This window comes from Enterobacter sp. PL_is379 (assembly GCF_055817355.1).
This window is the reverse complement of sequence record NZ_JBVPGT010000029.1, coordinates 342,311-359,353: the sequence shown is the minus strand read 5'-3', so window position 1 is coordinate 359,353 and position 17,043 is coordinate 342,311. Positions and strand designations below refer to the sequence as shown.

The 17,043-nt window shown below is 54.7% G+C and carries 17 protein-coding genes and 1 rRNA gene; 10 read left to right on the top strand and 8 right to left on the bottom strand.

The genetic code is table 11. The features are described 5' to 3' along the window. Together rrf and AC0TOY_RS14180 are read left to right on the top strand one after the other, a co-directional pair. Positions 1–90, top strand: a 5S ribosomal RNA gene (gene rrf / locus AC0TOY_RS14185); the annotation flags it as partial. A 210-nt stretch (positions 91–300) separates the two neighbouring features. Beyond that, complete coding sequence (locus AC0TOY_RS14180) at positions 301–1,596, top strand: MFS transporter (RefSeq protein WP_208763178.1); 1,296 nt, start codon at positions 301–303, stop codon at positions 1,594–1,596. Here AC0TOY_RS14180 and AC0TOY_RS14175 read toward each other — a convergent pair. The 5 genes from AC0TOY_RS14175 to trxC form a co-directional block, all read right to left on the bottom strand. After that, on the bottom strand, positions 1,593–1,916 hold the full coding sequence (locus AC0TOY_RS14175) for a YfiM family lipoprotein (protein WP_044597783.1): 324 nt from the start codon (positions 1,914–1,916) through the stop codon (positions 1,593–1,595). The genes AC0TOY_RS14180 and AC0TOY_RS14175 overlap by 4 nt on opposite strands. A gap of 45 nt (positions 1,917–1,961) precedes the next feature. Beyond that, a complete protein-coding gene (gene pssA / locus AC0TOY_RS14170) occupies positions 1,962–3,317 on the bottom strand; it encodes a CDP-diacylglycerol--serine O-phosphatidyltransferase (protein ID WP_473721972.1) in 1,356 nt (451 codons plus the stop codon). A gap of 110 nt (positions 3,318–3,427) precedes the next feature. Then, positions 3,428–6,091, bottom strand: a complete 2,664-nt coding sequence (locus AC0TOY_RS14165) for a bifunctional acetate--CoA ligase family protein/GNAT family N-acetyltransferase (RefSeq protein ID WP_473721970.1) — start codon at positions 6,089–6,091, stop codon at positions 3,428–3,430. A gap of 35 nt (positions 6,092–6,126) precedes the next feature. Beyond that, entirely contained in the window at positions 6,127–6,825 is a 699-nt protein-coding gene (locus AC0TOY_RS14160; RefSeq protein ID WP_024908613.1) for a tRNA-uridine aminocarboxypropyltransferase, read from the bottom strand. 69 nt (positions 6,826–6,894) lie between these two features. After that, complete coding sequence (gene trxC / locus AC0TOY_RS14155; protein ID WP_024908614.1) at positions 6,895–7,314, bottom strand: thioredoxin TrxC; 420 nt, start codon at positions 7,312–7,314, stop codon at positions 6,895–6,897. Positions 7,315–7,518: 204 nt separating this feature from the next. On the opposite strand from trxC, the gene AC0TOY_RS14150 reads away from it, so the two are divergent. Then, on the top strand, positions 7,519–8,619 hold the full coding sequence (locus AC0TOY_RS14150; RefSeq protein WP_008502192.1) for a tRNA/rRNA methyltransferase: 1,101 nt from the start codon (positions 7,519–7,521) through the stop codon (positions 8,617–8,619). Positions 8,620–8,659: 40 nt separating this feature from the next. On the opposite strand, the gene ung is transcribed toward AC0TOY_RS14150, so the two are convergent. Then, positions 8,660–9,349 carry a uracil-DNA glycosylase gene (ung, locus tag AC0TOY_RS14145; protein WP_023333064.1) on the bottom strand — a complete coding sequence of 230 codons (690 nt, stop codon included), beginning with the start codon at positions 9,347–9,349 and terminating at the stop codon, positions 8,660–8,662. 313 nt (positions 9,350–9,662) lie between these two features. On the opposite strand from ung, the gene grcA reads away from it, so the two are divergent. Then, positions 9,663–10,046 (top strand): autonomous glycyl radical cofactor GrcA, encoded by a 384-nt coding sequence (grcA, locus tag AC0TOY_RS14140; protein WP_008502190.1) that lies wholly within the window; start codon positions 9,663–9,665, stop codon positions 10,044–10,046. A 48-nt stretch (positions 10,047–10,094) separates the two neighbouring features. Here the strand turns inward: grcA and srmB are convergent, their stop codons facing one another. Continuing rightward, on the bottom strand, positions 10,095–11,423 hold the full coding sequence (gene srmB, locus AC0TOY_RS14135; RefSeq protein ID WP_023344704.1) for an ATP-dependent RNA helicase SrmB: 1,329 nt from the start codon (positions 11,421–11,423) through the stop codon (positions 10,095–10,097). A gap of 132 nt (positions 11,424–11,555) precedes the next feature. Between srmB and trmN the strand changes: the two genes are divergently transcribed. Continuing rightward, positions 11,556–12,293: a tRNA(1)(Val) (adenine(37)-N(6))-methyltransferase TrmN gene (trmN, locus tag AC0TOY_RS14130; protein ID WP_473721969.1), complete on the top strand. Its 738-nt coding sequence runs from the start codon at positions 11,556–11,558 to the stop codon at positions 12,291–12,293. Here the strand turns inward: trmN and nadB are convergent. Further along, entirely contained in the window at positions 12,278–13,897 is a 1,620-nt protein-coding gene (gene nadB, locus AC0TOY_RS14125; RefSeq protein ID WP_473721968.1) for an L-aspartate oxidase, read from the bottom strand. The genes trmN and nadB overlap by 16 nt on opposite strands. A gap of 343 nt (positions 13,898–14,240) precedes the next feature. Between nadB and rseD the strand changes: the two genes are divergently transcribed. Genes rseD through rseC form a run of 5 tightly spaced genes read left to right on the top strand, consistent with a single transcriptional unit; the run spans position 14,241 to position 17,004 of the window. Beyond that, positions 14,241–14,324, top strand: coding sequence for a rpoE leader peptide RseD (gene rseD, locus AC0TOY_RS14120; protein WP_223605340.1), 84 nt, complete (start codon positions 14,241–14,243; stop codon positions 14,322–14,324). Next, the gene (gene rpoE / locus AC0TOY_RS14115; RefSeq protein WP_006176728.1) at positions 14,321–14,896 is read left to right on the top strand and encodes an RNA polymerase sigma factor RpoE; all 576 of its coding nucleotides are present in this window, start codon (positions 14,321–14,323) and stop codon (positions 14,894–14,896) included. The genes rseD and rpoE overlap by 4 nt, the downstream gene beginning before the upstream one ends. A 31-nt stretch (positions 14,897–14,927) precedes the next feature. Continuing rightward, positions 14,928–15,578 carry an anti-sigma-E factor RseA gene (gene rseA, locus AC0TOY_RS14110; RefSeq protein WP_008502186.1) on the top strand — a complete coding sequence of 217 codons (651 nt, stop codon included), beginning with the start codon at positions 14,928–14,930 and terminating at the stop codon, positions 15,576–15,578. Next, positions 15,578–16,531: a sigma-E factor regulatory protein RseB gene (rseB, locus tag AC0TOY_RS14105; protein ID WP_023308851.1), complete on the top strand. Its 954-nt coding sequence runs from the start codon at positions 15,578–15,580 to the stop codon at positions 16,529–16,531. Before rseA ends, rseB begins: the two co-directional genes overlap by 1 nt. Next, positions 16,528–17,004 carry a SoxR-reducing system protein RseC gene (gene rseC / locus AC0TOY_RS14100; protein WP_061714620.1) on the top strand — a complete coding sequence of 159 codons (477 nt, stop codon included), beginning with the start codon at positions 16,528–16,530 and terminating at the stop codon, positions 17,002–17,004. The genes rseB and rseC overlap by 4 nt, the downstream gene beginning before the upstream one ends. The last annotated feature ends 39 nt before the right edge of the window (positions 17,005–17,043 follow it).

The window sequence follows — 17,043 nt, the reverse complement described above, 5'->3', positions numbered from 1 at the left end:
ACCTGACCCCATGCCGAACTCAGAAGTGAAACGCCGTAGCGCCGATGGTAGTGTGGGGTCTCCCCATGTGAGAGTAGGGAACTGCCAGGCATCAATTAAGAAGAACCCCGTACCGTAAGGTGCGGGGTTTTTTGCTTTTGTCTTTCCCACTCTGGCTTTTGTCTTAATCCCTTATCCTGCTAATGGAATGTGTGATCTCTGTCTCAATGTGGTTTATAACAAAATTATAACATTTCATTTACGAGGTTATTGAGTCTCCTGGCTCAATACGCCGCAGTTTATGGCAGGAGCATAATCACAATGACAGAAAGCATGACATCAAACGGGACGCTGGCTCACAGTGATACCCGAAGAAGGGTATGGGCAATCATCAGCGCCTCTTCAGGGAATCTGGTTGAATGGTTCGACTTTTACGTCTACTCATTCTGTTCACTCTACTTCGCACATATTTTCTTCCCATCCGGCAACACCACAACGCAACTGCTGCAAACGGCAGGAGTCTTCGCCGCAGGCTTCTTGATGCGACCCATCGGGGGATGGCTGTTCGGCCGTATTGCGGATCGTCGCGGGCGTAAGGCCTCTATGCTGATCTCGGTGTGCATGATGTGCTTTGGCTCGCTGGTGATCGCCTGCTTACCGGGATATGCATCGATTGGTACCTGGGCACCGGCGCTACTTTTGCTGGCCCGCTTATTCCAGGGATTATCGGTGGGCGGTGAATACGGTACCAGTGCGACCTACATGAGTGAGATTGCCCTCGAGGGCCGTAAAGGTTTTTACGCCTCATTCCAGTACGTCACGCTGATTGGCGGTCAACTGCTGGCCATTCTTGTGGTGGTGATCCTGCAGCAGATTCTGACGGACGAACAACTTCATGCCTGGGGATGGCGAATTCCTTTCGCAATGGGCGCTGTACTGGCGGTCGTTGCACTTTGGCTACGCCGTCAGCTAGATGAAACCTCTCAGAAAGAGGTCAGGATGCTGAAGGAGGCGGGAACATTCAAAGGGTTATGGCGTAACCGCAAAGCTTTCCTTATGGTGCTTGGCTTTACGGCGGGCGGCTCTCTCAGTTTCTACACGTTCACCACCTATATGCAGAAGTACCTGGTGAACACTACCGGCATGCACGCAAATGTCGCCAGCGTAGTCATGACCGTTGCGCTGTTTGTCTTTATGCTCATACAACCCGTTATCGGTGCGCTCTCAGATAAAATCGGTCGACGTACGTCGATGCTGATTTTTGGCGGGCTGTCGGCATTATGTACCGTCCCTATTCTGTCTGCCCTTCAGCATGTGACTTCGCCCTATGCCGCGTTTGCACTGGTGATGCTGGCGATGGTGATTGTCAGTTTCTATACCTCTATCAGCGGGATACTGAAAGCTGAAATGTTCCCGGCGCAGGTACGTGCTTTAGGGGTAGGGCTCTCTTATGCGGTGGCTAATGCGTTATTTGGCGGATCGGCGGAGTACGTTGCGTTGTCGCTTAAATCATGGGGAAGTGAAACGACATTCTTCTGGTACGTAACGATAATGGGCGCACTGGCGTTTGTTGTTTCCCTGATGCTGCATCGCAAAGGGAAAGGTATTCGACTTTAATAGCGCGCCATCTGCCACACGGCATAGCCGGTCGTTGCGCCGGCGACATCCCAGGCGAAATCTTTCCAGCTCCAGCCGCTCCCTGCGGGGCGGCTATCCCACAGTTCTTTTGATGCCCCAAGACCCACTGAGAACATCAGCCCTATCGCCGCGCTACGATCCCGGCTGTATCCCTGATGCTGGGCATATTCATTACCGGCTGCGGACAACATCGCGGAAGCGAGAAAATGCTGTGCTTTATCCTGTCCGGACCAGCTATCGTTGGCCATATGGCTACAGCCACTCAGGAAAATGACGCTCAGTAACAGAGGAATACGCATCAACGGGCCCCATAAAAAAGCCCTGCGGGTGACAGGGCCTGGACATTACAGAATACGGCTGATAAGTCGGTCGATACGGATACGACGTAAGCGGCGAATAAGCTTGCGAACTTTCACCGGATAATCGGCAATGCTCTGCAGTTCGCGGTAGTGATTCACCACGGTTGTATGGGTGCGAATCAGCTCCAGCTCGCGTTCACGTTGGGCGGCTAACTCATGCTGCGGATCATGGATCAGGATAGCGTTTTCCAGATCCAGTCGCCACGCGCGCGGGTTCAGGTTGTTACCGGTCAGCAGCATCCACTCATCGTCGACCCACATGCCTTTCAGATGGTAACTATTGTCTTCATCTTTCCAGAGACGCACAACCAGCTGGTCAGTGTTGACGTAATACTGTAAGCGGCTCAGGAAACGGCGAAGGTTAATCTCATAGAGATAAGGCAATGCACCGATGATTTTGAACGGCTGATCTTCGGGAATAAAGAAGTCGTTTGCCGTTTTATCACCAACGATGATTTCCACTTTTTTACCGTCGCGCAGCAGCTGAATGATATTACGCACCAGCACGGCAGGAAGGTTGAAGTACGGCGTACAGATGGTGAGTTTCTGCTCCGCGCACGGCATCAGATGGAAAATCGTTTTGTTCAGCAGGCTTGATTTGCCGAGCCCTACCAGCGGGGTAACGGATAACTCTTCGTTGTTCGCATCACCCTGGAAATGATAGACCGCATCACGCAGCTCCTGGCGGAAGGCGCGAACATCGTTTTTGATTTCCGGGCTTTTAGGGCGCTCGGGATCGTCAAGGCGATTAACGCCGCGGCCATGGACCAGATTTTTATCAACCCAGTTGAACATGATATCGGCCATCTGCGGATTACGGATCAGATGGTAGCGGTCATAGCGATATTTATCGAGCTGATGAAGGTAAACATCATTCAGACTAGCGCCGCTATAAAGCACGCTGTCATCAATGATAAACCCCTTAAAATGAAGAACGCCGAGCGCTTCACGGGTATTCACCGGGACGCCATAAACAGGCACATCAACGCCAGGATTTTCCTGCGCCGTGCGGCAATACAAGTCGGCATTGGTGTTTGACGCGGCAGCGCCAATACGGCCACGCTGAGCGCGATGCCAGTCGACCAGCACGCGAACATCAAGTTCCGGCCGCTGACGTTTGGCTTCATAGAGCGCGTTCAGGATCGCGCGCCCGCCTTCATCCTGTTCAAGATAAAGCGCCACAATGCAAATGCGTCGCGTGGCGCTGGCAATCTTTTCCAGAAGCGTCTCCCGAAAATGAGCGGGAGCGTAAAAGAACTCTACATCATCAACTGACTGAGAAATCTTCGGTAGTTGAGCAAGGTGTTGTTGATGTTTATTACGCTTAAATTTTGACAACATCACAGTGCGTTTCTTCTCTGTTCATTGAAGGGTTGTCTGTACCATGCAAACAACATAAGCGGACAATGATACCACCAGTCCCGTCCAAAGTGGGTAACATTTCCAGTAGCTTACTCGCGTTTGTCTGATGATGTCAGACTGAGGGACAAAGCCACAATACCTTCGTCCAGCTGAATATCAACGTCAAACCCAAGTTTTCGCGCCAGGGTCACCATACCGCGATTGTTAGGCATAGTAATGCCATTGAGGCGTAACAATCCGTGATCTCGCGTATAACTGATGAGTTTTTCCAGCAGCCGTCTTCCCAGACCCAGGCCTTTAAGATCGGAGCGCACCAGCACCGCAAACTCCGCATCGACGTTATCCGGGTCAGAAATAGCACGCGTGACGCCGAGGATCTCATCTCCCTTTTCGGAGCGGCGAACGGCAACAAACGCCATTTCTCGATCGTAGTCGATCTGGGTCATATTGGCTAAATCATCGTGGGTAAATTCGTTGATTTCGCTAAAATAGCGATAATAAAGATCCTCTTTCGTGACCTGAGAGATAAAAGCCCGCAGCTGGGGCTCATCTTCCGGCAGGATAGGGCGGAACAAGGCGCGTTCCCCATTCTTCATCTCAACCCACTCCTCCAGCTGCAGGGGATACGGGCGGATCGCCAGACGGCTCTCTCTGTCTCCTTCGAAGGGCGCGATATCCAGGGTCACGTCCAGCGCCGTAAACTCATTGCCGGAGGCGAGCAGCGGATGAATATCCAGCCGCTGGATCTCGGCACAATCCACAATCAGGTTAGAGACCTGCACCAGGAACTGACTTAGCCCGGCAATATCAAGCGGACGCAGCGCGCTCCGGCCACGGATCTTTTTACTTTTAATCGCCTGGATGATCAGATAACGCGCCAGGTTCATGTTCAGCGGCGGTAATGCGACCACGGCCTGCTCCTCCGGACGCCACTCCACGCCACCTTCTCCCAGCATGATGAGCGGGCCAAAGACGGGATCGTGTTCGACCACCACCCGTAATTCCTGAGCCCCTGCGCGGTTGGCCATGCTTTGCACCAGCAATCCGTGGATCCTCGCCTGCGGCCAGGCCATTTTGACCCGATCGAAAATGGCATCGGCGGCCTGCTGCACCTCAGTCGCCGTACGCAGGTATAACATCACCCCCTGCACATCAGACTTATGCGGGATATCCGGGGAGCGCAGCTTCAGGGCAACCGGATAGCCAATCTGCTCGGCAATATGCACGGCCTCAGCGCTGTCGCTGGCGATCCAGGTCGGCAGGGTTTGCATCCCGTAGCTGCCCAGAATGGGCTGGACCTCATGCGTATCCAGCGACGTCGCGCCTTCTTCAATGGCCTGCTGCAACAGCCGGTGAACGTCGACGGTGTTCGCCGTCAGATTCCCGGGCAAAGCCGGCGTCTCACGCAGCTGTTTCTGGTTGCGGCGATATTCCACCATATGCATAAAGGCGGTGATGGTGCCTTCCGGCGTGCGGTAGGTTGGCAGCCCGGCCTCGCTGAACAAGCGCCGAGCCTCCTGCGAAGAAAACTCACCGCACCAGTTGGTCAGCAGGGTGACATATTTGCCTCGCGGATGGTTGTGCACGGCGTCAATGAGCGCGCGCGCGCTTTCGCTGCCCGGCGCTACCGCGCTGGGGGAGTGGATAATCATCAGCGCATCGAAATCCTGGCTATCCAGCAAAATGGAAATTGCCTTGATATAGCGCTCGCTGCTGGCATCATCGCGCAAATCAAGCGGATTGCCGGGCGTCACGCTGGTCGGAAGCGCGTCTTTCAGGCGCTGCAGCGTCTCTTCACTCAGCGTTGCCAGCTTGCCGAAGCGCCGCCACAGCTCATCCAGGGCGAGTGCCGCAGGGGCGGCGCCGTTACTGACAATCATTAACTTCTCGCCGCGCAACGGGCGCATATGGCTTAAGGTCTCAACGGCGGAAAAAAGCTCGTGCGTATCCTGTACCCGCAGCAACCCCGCGCGCTGGATGGCTGCGTCCCAGGCGGGATCCATGCCGGAATGCGAATGCAGCAGACGCTGTGCCGCAGGGCTGCGTCCGCTTTTGATCACCAGGATCGGCTTATTGCGCGACGCGCTTCGCGAAGCCGAGACAAAACGACGCGCGTCGCTGAGGTGCTCAAGATAAAGCAGGATCGCACTGGTTTTACCGTCGCGCGCCAGAAAATCCAGGAGCTCATCAACGTCGATGTCCAGACTGTCGCCAAGGGCAATGAAGTAGGAGAATCCCATTTCGCGCTGCTGCGCCCAGTCAAGGATGGTGTTCGATACCGCAGCCGACTGCGAGATAAACGCGAGTTTGCCTTTGCGGATCGGAACCGGAGAGAAACTGGCGTTCAGCCCCTGCCAGGGGGCGAGCAGTCCAAGACTGTTTGGCCCAAGAATACGCATTTGATAGCGGCTGGCGCAGGCCAGAAGCTCGGCTTTCTGTTCAGGCGGAGACGAGAGAATAATACAGGTTTTACAGCCTTTCTTGCCGAGCGATTCCAGCAGTTCCGGATTACGCTTCGCGTTTGTACACAGTACGGCAAGATCCGGTACGAAAGGCAGGCTCCGTACATCGGGCCATGCAAGCACTCCCTGAACCGCCTTATACGCCGGCGTGACGGGCATGACGGGGCCATTAAACCCCCCGGCCAGCAGGTTACGCATCATCAGATAGCCAGCACGATCCGGTTTCATTGATGCGCCAATGACGGCAATGGATTTAGGACGAAGTAGCGCTTCTAACCCTCGCTGGCTCATGCAGGCCTCCTGTGAATGCAAGCGACCTGATGATTTTAAACGCTTTCTGGCTCGAGTGCTGTGACGCTGCCCTTATGAACGGTTTTTCCCGCCAGATAGCGCTCCCGGAAGCATGAGAAATGGTTGCCAAGAGCCCCAGCTGCAGCCGTATCACCTGCCAAATCCAGAAGCGCAATGGCAACTTCGGCGGTGCAGTATTGCCCGTCAGCATGCGCTTCACGCAGGCGGTAGGCGGAGACGCGGGAAAGATCGACAGAAATCACCGGCAGTGCGTCGAGATACGGGCTTTTGCGAAACATTTTTCGCGCTTCGGTCCAGGTGCCGTCCAGCATAATAAACAGCGGTGGTTTACCGGATGGCGGCACTGAAAGCACCTGGCGATCCGCACCTGCGTATGACGCGGGGAAAACGACCATCGGCTGATAGTCCTTGCTTGCCACTAAATCGAGCAGGGCCTGAGGCGGCTCCGTACGGGACCACTGAAACGCGGCGGTATCCGGCAGAATATCGGCGATAAGACGCCCCGTATTGCTGGGTTTCATCGGCTCGGTATCGAACATGACCAGACAAAAACGACTCTCCGCCGTACTCGGGGCCAGCGTCTCGCACAGACAAACCTTCAGCGGCAGCAGGCAGCGCTGACAGCGGCGAATACGGTTGCCTCGGGCGAGGAACGGTCGGGTAGCGCGCGCAAGGCGTTCGGCGCGTAATTGAAGAACAGCGTTATCAGTCATGGGCGAAATGCAGGAAAAACCCTATTTTCGCAGAGGCGGGAGCGGGGCACAAGATGTGCCCCGTGAATGTTACAGCGACTCGTTTAACCAGCTTTCAAAAGGTGCTTTTGGAACCGCACCGTTAAGCATATCGATCACTTCACCATTTTTGAAAATCATGATGGTCGGGATGCTGCGAATACGAAAACGGGCGCTCAGTTCGGGTTCGGCTTCGGTATTGACCTTCACGAAGCGTATTTTTCCGCTGCGCTCTTCGGCCACGTCTTCGAAGATCGGCGCGAAGCTACGGCATGGGCCGCACCATGGCGCCCAGAAATCGATCACGACAGGAAGATCGTCCTTGAGGAGTTTGTCCAGCGTAGCACCCGTCGCATTAATGACCTCGCCATCAAATAATTCATGGCCACAACGTCCGCATTTCGCACCATCTTCCATCCGATCGTCCGGAATGCGGTTAAGAGCCTGACAGTTGGCACATACGGTATTCATAACTAACCTCTGATAGAGCCGTGGGACAGCGGCAGAACGCCGATAATGTTTCTAATATGTTACATATTATCAATGAGCCTGTTTGAAACAACAATGCGTTTTATTCAATGAGAACAATAGTCACAGGCTTTTGTACGAAATTATGGCTATGCGCTGGCACATCGGGTAATCTGCGCGCTTCGCGCAGCGCTGGTGGAGAAAAGCATGAACGACGAAATGAAAAACAAAAGCGGCAAGGTCAAAGTGATGTATGTCCGCAGTGATGATGACTCTGATAAACGCACCCAAAATCCGCGTACCGGAAAAGGTGGCGGGCGTCCGGCGTCTTCTCGTGCAGACGGTGGCCGTCGCCCCGCCCGCGATGACAGAAACAACCGCGGTGATGACCGCAAACGTGATGACCGCAAGCGTGACGATCGCAAACGCGATGACCGTCCACGGGATGACTTCTCACGTGATAACGCCTCCCCGTGGCGCACCGTTTCTCGTGCCCCTGGCGACGAAACGCCAGAAAAGGCCGATCACGGCGGTATCAGCGGTAAAAGCTTTATCGACCCGGAAGTGCTGCGCCGTCAGCGTGCGGAAGAGACTCGCGTGTATGGTGAGAACGCCTGCCAGGCGCTGTTCCAGAGCCGTCCTGAATGTATCGTCCGCGCCTGGTTTATTCAGAGCGTCACCCCGCGCTTTAAAGAAGCGCTGCGCTGGATGGCGGCAAACCGCAAAGCCTACCACGTGGTTGATGATGCCGAGCTGACCAAAGCATCCGGTACTGAACACCACGGCGGCGTCTGCTTCCTGATCAAAAAACGTAACGGTACGACCGTTCAGCAGTGGGTCAGTCAGGCGGATGCCGATGACTGCGTACTGGCGCTGGAAGACGTGGGCAACCCGCATAACCTGGGCGCAATGATGCGCAGCTGCGCGCACTTTGGCGTGAAAGGCGTGCTGTTGCAGGATGCCGCGCTGCTGGAATCCGGTGCCGCGATCCGTACTGCGGAAGGCGGAGCCGAGCACGTACAGCCGATCACCGGCGACAGCGTGCTGGATGCTCTTGAGCAGTTCCGTAAAGCGGGTTATTCCATCGTGACCACCTCGAGCCATGCCGGTACGCCGCTGTTTAAAGCGACGCTGCCGCGTAAAATGGTGCTGGTATTAGGTCAGGAACGTGATGGTCTGTCTGACGCGGCGCTCTCGAGTGCGGATCTGAGCGTCTCTATCGACGGAACAGGCAACGTGGAAAGTCTGAACGTATCCGTTGCGACCGGCGTGCTGCTGGCCGAGTGGTGGCGTCAGAACAAAGCGTAAGCCTCTTAATGTGCCGGGTCTGACCCGGCACATTCAAATACTACTCGCTCTCTGCCGGTAACACAGGCATCCAGTCAATCGGCGTTTCGCCACGTTTTTCCAGCCATTCATTCGCCAGAACAAAATGATTACTGCCAAAGAAACCGCGATGTGCAGACAGCGGTGACGGGTGCGGTGCTTTCAACACGTGATGCCGTTGACGATCGATAATCGCCCCTTTCTTCTGCGCATGCGATCCCCAGAGTAAAAACACAACCCCTTCACGATGCTCGTTGATAAGGCTGATGACTTTATCGGTAAAGGTCTCCCACCCAAGGCTGGCGTGCGAGTGCGCCTGGCCCGCCCGTACGGTAAGCACCGTATTCAGTAACAGCACGCCCTGACGCGCCCAGCTTTCCAGGTAGCCGTGGTTTGGCCGGGTAAAACCGGGCACGGTTCCCTCAAGCTCTTTATACATGTTGAGCAGAGAAGGGGGGATAGCCACGCCCGGACGGACGGAAAACGCCAGCCCATGCGCCTGGCCCGGGCCGTGATAGGGATCCTGGCCCAGAATGACCACTTTCACATCGCTCAATTCGGTGTAGCGAAAGGCGTTGAACACATCTTTCTGCGGCGGGTAAATCGTCTGTCCGGACTGACGCTCAGCGGCAACGGTGCTGAGCGTATTGATAAAATAAGGCTGCTGCTTTTCTTCTGCCAGCACGTCATGCCAGGTTAAAGGTGTTGTCATCTCGCTCTCCTGCGAATCTCAATCTGTGACTAGCTTACCTGTTTAACCCCGGTGAGCAAAATTACACGCTGAAATGTGCACTAAGTGGCTAAATTTATTTTGAAAAGATGCAGTACAAGTTGAATTGGTAAAGCTGTGAAATTGATCTAAAACAATAAATTCAAACCACACTCTTTATGTGGTTGGTGTTTTTGTTGATTTAAATCAATAAATCACCGGGGTGTGAATGATATATATACACACAAGAAACAATGGTTTTACCAATTGGCCGCGAGAGGCCGACATCAGTTAATGTAGCCTAGGGAGGCAACACATGATTACAGGTATCCAGATTACTAAAGCTGCAAATGACGATCTGCTCAATTCTTTCTGGCTGCTGGACAGCGAGAAAAACGAAGCGCGCTGTGTCGTTGCGAAAGCGGGTTTTGCTGAAGATGAAATCGTGCCGGTGAGCAAACTGGGCGAAATCGAGTACCGTGAAATTCCAATGGAAGTGAAACCGGAAGTGCGCGTGGAAGGTGGTCAGCACCTGAACGTAAACGTACTGCGCCGCGAAACGCTGATGGACGCGGTTGAGCACCCTGAAAAATACCCGCAGCTGACTATCCGCGTGTCCGGCTATGCGGTTCGCTTTAACTCACTGACTCCAGAACAGCAGCGCGACGTTATCGCCCGTACCTTTACTGAAAGCCTGTAACGGCTTCAGCAGGGGGAATAAAAAAGCCGGGGATTTCCCCGGCTTTTTTTACTCTTCAGTTTTCGTCTCTGGTGCGGCAGAGCTTGGCTTACGGCGCTTACCAATATTTTTGGTATCGCGGTGGCGCTGCTTCACGCGCGGTTTCTCTTTTTCTTTCTCTTTTCTCTCAGCACGTTTCGCGAGCGCTTTCTTGGACGGTTTACCCGTCATTTTTTCACTCGGCGCACGTGTGGTTGGGCGCAAGCCGTCAATAACGCGCGCTTTCAGCGGCTCGTCAACATAGCGGCCAATTTTCTGCAGCAGCAGGTAGTCATGCGCTTCAACCAGTGAAATCGCAATCCCTTTGCGACCCGCGCGGCCGGTACGGCCAATACGGTGCAGATAGGTATCGCCGCTGCGCGGCATATCGAAGTTAATGACGTGGCTGACGTCCGGAATGTCGATCCCGCGAGCGGCCACGTCTGTGGCAACCAGCACGTTAACGCGGCCATCGGTCAGGCGCTTAATGCCTTCGGTACGCTTGATCTGCGCCATCTCGCCTTCGAGATAGCAGTTGTTGATCCCGGCGTTACGTAGCATTTCTGCCAGCTCATGCACGCGCTCGCGCTTACGGACAAACACGATTGTGCGCAGCGCATCTTCCTGCTTCAGCAGGTGTTTGAGCAATTCGACCTTGTGCTCAAGGTTGTCCGCGCGGTAGTACCACTGGTGGATCTTCTTACGCTCACGGGTGGACGGCGTCGCCGACACTTCCACCGGATCTTCCAGCAGACGCTCTGCGAAGTCTTTAATCGCTTCCCCTTCGAGGGTGGCAGAGAACAGCATCGTCTGGTTACGCCAGCGCGTTTCCCCGGCAATGTGCTCGATATCCTGTGCGAAGCCCATGTCCAGCATACGGTCGGCTTCGTCGAGGATCAGCGTTTCAACCGCGCGGCAGTCGAAGTTCTCTTCTTTAATGTACTGCAGCAGGCGGCCCGTCGTCGCAACGACGATGTCCTGGTTTTCGCTGAACACTTCGGCGTGGTTCATGTACGCAACGCCGCCGGTAATGGTGGCGATATCCAGATGGGTATTTGCCGCAAGTTCACGCGCGTGATCGGCAACCTGCATGGCCAGTTCGCGCGTCGGCGTCAGGATTAAAATACGCGGCGGGCCAGATTTTTTACGTGGAAAGTCGAGCAGATGCTGCAACACAGGCAGCAAATAGGCTGCTGTCTTCCCCGTGCCGGTTGGCGCAGAACCGAGTACATCGCGGCCCTCAAGCGCAGGCGGAATGGCCGCTGCCTGAATGGCGGTCGGGCGTGTAAAGCCTTTGCTCTCAAGTGCATTGAGCAGGCTTTCATCGAGTTCAAGTTCGGAAAAAGTCGTTACAGTCATGTTCTACCTCTGTGTGGGGCGCTGATTATAGACGTTACGGCTGTAATCTTCATCTGTTTGTATGGATATCGCTTTTCGGCCACTTCGCTTTCCCCTATGCTACTCCAGTTTCACTTAGAAGGTTGCCCTGACATGTCTCAACTCAAAGCGCAGCTGCGCCGCGATGGTTTTACGTTTAAACAATTTTTTGTCGCTCACGATCGCTGTGCCATGAAAGTCGGTACAGACGGTATTTTACTGGGAGCGTGGGCGCCTGTCGCAGGTGTTAAGCGTATTCTTGATATCGGTACCGGCAGCGGGCTGGTGGCGTTGATGCTGGCGCAGCGTACGGAAGAACATGTCACCATCGATGCCGTCGAACTGGATGCTCAGGCCGCAGAGCAGGCGAGTGACAATATGGCCGAATCTCCCTGGGCAGCCCGAATGAAGGTGGAATGCGCAGATGTGCTGGCCTGGGCACCTGAACAAACCGCGCGTTACGATCTGATCGTCAGTAACCCTCCCTACTATGCGCCCGGCGTTGAGTGCGGGACACCCGAGCGCGAACAGGCGCGTTATACCCGTTCCCTCGATCATAAAGCGCTGCTCACCAGTGCGGCCGAACTCATCTCCGAAGAAGGCTTTTTCTGCGTGGTCCTGCCAGAGAGTACCGGCAACACGTTCATCGGTATCGCGCAGGAGATTGGTTGGACGTTACGTCTGCGTACCGATATTTCGGATACGGAAGGCCGACTGCCACACCGCGTGCTGCTGGCGCTCTCGCCGAAAGAGGGTGAATGCTTTAACGATCGAATGGTGATCCGTGGGCCAGACCAGCGTTATTCCGAAGATTACACTGCCCTGACCCAGGCGTTTTATCTGTTTATGTAAACCTGCGGGGCGAGGATCGACGGGCCGGATTCCGCAAGCTGATCCGGATAGTCCAGCGTATAGTGCAACCCGCGGCTCTCTTTACGCATCATCGCGCAGCGAACGATCAGCTCGGCAACCTGCACCAGATTGCGCAGCTCCAGCAGATTATTCGATACGCGGAAATTGGCATAATACTCATCAATTTCCTGCTGCAGCATGGTGATGCGGCGCAGCGCGCGCTCAAGACGTTTCGTGGTGCGCACAATCCCGACGTAATCCCACATGAACAGCCGTAGCTCATGCCAGTTATGCTGGATCACGACCAGCTCGTCCGGATTTTCCACGCGGCTTTCATCCCAGGCAGGCAGGCGCTCTGTTTCACGGGCATAAGGCATGCGCTTCGCTATGTCTTCCGCTGCTGACCAGCCGTACACCAGGCACTCAAGCAGCGAGTTAGACGCCATACGGTTCGCGCCGTGAAGCCCGGTATAGCTGACCTCACCGATAGCATACAGGCCATCGACATCGGTACGCCCATGATCGTCAACCATGACCCCACCGCAGGTATAGTGGGCGGCTGGCACAATCGGCACCGGATCGCGCGTTAAATCGATGCCAAGGTTGAGCAACTTTTCGTAAATCATCGGGAAGTGCTGGCGAATAAACTCTGCAGGCTTGTGGCTGATATCAAGATACATGCAATCCACGCCAAGACGCTTCATTTCATGGTCGATGGCGCGGGCAACGATATCGCGCGGAGCCAGTTCGCCACGAGAGTCAAAGTCCGGCATAAAGCGGGTGCCGTCAGGGCGTTTCAGATAGGCGCCTTCGCCGCGCAGGGCTTCCGTCAGCAGGAAGTTGCGCGCCTGAGGATGGAACAGGGCGGTTGGATGAAACTGATTGAACTCAAGGTTCGCCACCCGGCAGCCGGCGCGCCAGGCCATCGCGATACCGTCTCCGGAGGCAATGTCCGGGTTCGTGGTGTACTGATACACTTTAGAGGCGCCGCCCGTGGCCAGCACTACAGCTTTCGCCTGGCAAGTTTCCACCTTCTCTTTATTGCGGTTCCAGACCCAGGCGCCCACCACGCGACGCGTGCCCGGCAGGCCAATCTTGTCGGAGATAATCAGGTCAACGGCGTTACTTCGTTCAAGTACCCGAATATTAGGATGGCTCAGCGCCTTGCCGACCAGCGTGGTCTCCACTTCTTTCCCGGTGGCATCCGCTGCGTGCAGGATGCGGCGGTGGCTATGGCCGCCTTCGCGCGTCAGGTGGTAGCTCTCTTCACCGTTGGGTTGAACCTGCGTATCGAATAAGACGCCCTGGTCGATGAGCCACTGCACGCAATGGCGGGCATTGCTGGCGACAAACTCTGCGGCGTGCGCATCCACGATCCCGGCCCCGGCAATCAGCGTATCGTCGACGTGGGAGGCAATGCTGTCTGTCTCATCAAACACGGCGGCAATTCCGCCCTGGGCATAAAACGTGGAACCCTCGCTTATCGGCCCTTTACTCAGAACGATAACGTTTTGATGCTCGGCCAGGCGTAGCGCCAGAGAGAGACCGGCAGCGCCGCTGCCGATGATCAGTACATCACAATGGAGTTCAGGTGTTGTGTTCATGATTGTTGTTTAATTTACTAAACAGTGTTAGGCCAGAATAGCACCTGAATGCGATTTATCGCACGTTTTTTTTGATGGCTGTTGCAATGACTAAACGCGTAAGCAGAGGTAAACGGAGGGTAAATGAGTGAAATTATTTTGCGAAGCAGATCGTTAGCGTCAGATTTTGTGATGAAATAAAGACTGGGTTGCGTTACTCTTCTGGCGGGAAAAAGATGTTTCTTGTCAGAAAGTGGTGCGTATCGTGAACAGACTTATAATGAGAGAAAATGAACAGTCTGCGGCGCGATGAACAAAAACAAAGGCGTTACGGAACTTATTGAAGATCAGACACTCTAATTCGGTGCTTGCTCAAAGTGCGGTATTTTTAGAGTGGCGTTTCGATAACGCGTGGAATTTAGGTTTGGGGAGACATTACCTCGGATGAGCGAGCAGTTAACGGACCAGGTCCTGGTTGAGCGGGTCCAGAAGGGAGATCAGAAAGCCTTTAACTTACTGGTGGTGCGCTACCAGCATAAGGTGGCGAGCCTGGTTTCCCGCTATGTACCGTCAGGCGATGTGCCTGATGTGGTGCAAGAGTCTTTTATTAAGGCCTATCGCGCGCTGGATTCGTTCCGGGGAGATAGTGCTTTTTATACCTGGCTGTACCGTATTGCGGTCAATACGGCAAAGAATTATCTGGTCGCTCAGGGCCGTCGTCCGCCTTCTAGTGATGTGGACGCAATCGACGCCGAAAACTTCGAAAGTGGCGGCGCATTGAAAGAAATTTCGAACCCTGAGAACTTAATGTTGTCAGAAGAACTGAGACAAATCGTTTTTCGCACGATCGAGTCGCTCCCGGAAGATTTACGCATGGCAATTACGTTACGGGAGCTTGATGGTCTGAGCTATGAAGAGATAGCCGCTATCATGGATTGTCCGGTCGGCACGGTACGTTCACGAATTTTCCGTGCGCGAGAAGCTATTGATAATAAAGTTCAACCGCTTATCAGGCGTTGACGATAGCGGGATACTGGAAAAGGTATTAGGCATGCAGAAAGAAAAACTTTCCGCTTTAATGGATGGTGAAACGGTTGATAGTGAGCTGCTCAACGAGCTGTCTCATTCTCCCGAAATGCAAGAGACCTGGGAGAGTTACCATCTCATCCGTGACACCCTTCGCGGTGACACCGGCGAGGTTCTCCATTTCGATATCTCAGCCCGCGTCATGGCGGCGATTGAGAATGAGCCTGTTCATCAGACCACTCCGCTGATTCCTGAAGCTCAACCCGCACCTCACCAGTGGCAGAAAATGCCGTTCTGGCAAAAGGTGCGTCCGTGGGCCAGCCAGCTTACCCAAATGGGTGTGGCTGCATGCGTATCGCTTGCAGTTATCGTTGGCGTCCAGCACTATAATACTCAGTCTGAAACTAATCAGCAGCCAGAAGCGCCAGTGTTTAACACACTGCCGATGATGGGCAAAGCCAGCCCGGTAAGCCTGGGCGTACCGGCTGATGCTTCCGCCAGCGGCGGTCAGCAGCAGCAGGTTCAGGAGCAGCGCCGTCGCATTAATGCGATGTTGCAGGATTACGAGTTGCAGCGTCGTCTGCACTCTGAACAGCTTCAGTTTGAGCAGGCCCAGACACAGCAAGCTGCTGTGCAGGTGCCCGGAAACCAAACTTTAGGAACGCAATCGCAGTAATGAAGCAACTTTGGTTCGCCATGTCTCTGATGGCGGGTAGCCTGTTCTTCTCTGCCAACGCCTCGGCTGATGTATCATCCGGGGCGTTGTTGCAGCAAATGAATCTGGCCAGCCAGTCACTCAATTACGAGTTGGCATTTATCAGCATCAATAAGCAGGGCGTCGAGTCGTTACGCTATCGTCATGCCCGTCTTGATAACCAGCCGCTCGCCCAGCTTTTACAGATGGATGGCCCGCGTCGGGAAGTTGTCCAGCGTGGTAATGAAATCAGCTATTTCGAGCCAGGCCTGGAACCTTTCACGCTGAATGGCGATTATATCGTTGATTCTCTGCCGTCACTCATTTACACCGATTTCAAACGGCTTGCCCCTTACTACGATTTTATTTCGGTAGGGCGTACCCGCATCGCGGACAGACTGTGCGAGGTGATTCGGGTTGTTGCCCGGGACGGAACGCGCTACAGCTATATTGTCTGGATTGATGCGGAAACCAAACTCCCCATGCGTGTTGACCTCCTCGACCGTGACGGTGAAACGCTGGAACAGTTCCGCGTTATCTCCTTCAGCGTGAACAATCAGGTTGGTAACAGCATGCAGAACCTGGCTAAGGCCAGCCTGCCGCCGCTGCTTTCTGTTCCGGCAGGAGACTCCGTTAATTTCAACTGGGTACCTGCCTGGATCCCGCAAGGGTTTAGCGAAGTGTCCAGCAGCCGTCGTCAGCTGCCAACGATTGAAACGCCGGTGGAATCGCGCCTCTATTCCGATGGTTTGTTCAGTTTCTCGGTGAATATTAATCGCGCAACGGCAAACAGCGCCGAACAAATGCTGCGTACCGGTCGTCGTACGGTAAGTACAACGGTACGCGATAACGCGGAGATCACCATTGTGGGTGAACTTCCTCCGCAAACGGCGAAGCGCATCTCCGACAGCATTAAATTCAGGGCCGCACAATGATCAAAGAGTGGGCGACGGTTGTCTCGTGGCAGAACGGCATTGCGCTGGTGAGCTGCGATGTAAAAGCCTCATGTAATAGCTGTGCATCCCGCGCCGGCTGCGGCAGCCGCGTGCTGAATAAGCTCGGGCCGCAAACATCGCACACGATTTCTGTGCCAAGCGAACAGCCTCTTATGGCGGGGCAAAAGGTAGAGCTGGGCATCGCGGAAGGCAGTCTGCTCAGCTCCGCCATGCTGGTGTATCTCTCTCCGCTGGTCGGTCTGTTTATTATGGGCGGCGTTTTCCAGATGCTGTTTGGCACCGACGGAGCCGCCATGTGCGGTGCCGCATTAGGTGGTCTGGGGGGATTCTGGCTCGCCAAAGGCCTCTCCCCGACGCTCGCCGCACGCGAGGAGTGGCAGCCTGTCATTCTCAGCGTTGGGCTGGCGCCAGACCAGCTTCGTGTTGAAACGCTCTCTTCTGAGGCCCGGTGATCCATCGGGCTTTATCATTTTTTACGTTCCAAAACAGAA

What these genes read in the sequence shown, in the direction of transcription:
- AC0TOY_RS14150 (WP_008502192.1), top strand. Translation starts at nt 7,519, where the DNA reads ATGAACGACGAAATGAAAAACAAAAGCGGCAAGGTCAAAGTGATGTAT.
- AC0TOY_RS14175 (WP_044597783.1), bottom strand. Translation starts at nt 1,916, where the DNA reads ATGCGTATTCCTCTGTTACTGAGCGTCATTTTCCTGAGTGGCTGTAGC.
- AC0TOY_RS14165 (WP_473721970.1), bottom strand. Translation starts at nt 6,091, where the DNA reads ATGAGCCAGCGAGGGTTAGAAGCGCTACTTCGTCCTAAATCCATTGCC.
- trxC (WP_024908614.1), bottom strand. Translation starts at nt 7,314, where the DNA reads ATGAATACCGTATGTGCCAACTGTCAGGCTCTTAACCGCATTCCGGAC.
- nadB (WP_473721968.1), bottom strand. Translation starts at nt 13,897, where the DNA reads ATGAACACAACACCTGAACTCCATTGTGATGTACTGATCATCGGCAGC.
- srmB (WP_023344704.1), bottom strand. Translation starts at nt 11,423, where the DNA reads ATGACTGTAACGACTTTTTCCGAACTTGAACTCGATGAAAGCCTGCTC.
- trmN (WP_473721969.1), top strand. Translation starts at nt 11,556, where the DNA reads ATGTCTCAACTCAAAGCGCAGCTGCGCCGCGATGGTTTTACGTTTAAA.
- rseB (WP_023308851.1), top strand. Translation starts at nt 15,578, where the DNA reads ATGAAGCAACTTTGGTTCGCCATGTCTCTGATGGCGGGTAGCCTGTTC.
- rseC (WP_061714620.1), top strand. Translation starts at nt 16,528, where the DNA reads ATGATCAAAGAGTGGGCGACGGTTGTCTCGTGGCAGAACGGCATTGCG.
- rseA (WP_008502186.1), top strand. Translation starts at nt 14,928, where the DNA reads ATGCAGAAAGAAAAACTTTCCGCTTTAATGGATGGTGAAACGGTTGAT.
- AC0TOY_RS14180 (WP_208763178.1), top strand. Translation starts at nt 301, where the DNA reads ATGACAGAAAGCATGACATCAAACGGGACGCTGGCTCACAGTGATACC.
- AC0TOY_RS14160 (WP_024908613.1), bottom strand. Translation starts at nt 6,825, where the DNA reads ATGACTGATAACGCTGTTCTTCAATTACGCGCCGAACGCCTTGCGCGC.
- grcA (WP_008502190.1), top strand. Translation starts at nt 9,663, where the DNA reads ATGATTACAGGTATCCAGATTACTAAAGCTGCAAATGACGATCTGCTC.
- pssA (WP_473721972.1), bottom strand. Translation starts at nt 3,317, where the DNA reads ATGTTGTCAAAATTTAAGCGTAATAAACATCAACAACACCTTGCTCAA.
- rpoE (WP_006176728.1), top strand. Translation starts at nt 14,321, where the DNA reads ATGAGCGAGCAGTTAACGGACCAGGTCCTGGTTGAGCGGGTCCAGAAG.
- ung (WP_023333064.1), bottom strand. Translation starts at nt 9,349, where the DNA reads ATGACAACACCTTTAACCTGGCATGACGTGCTGGCAGAAGAAAAGCAG.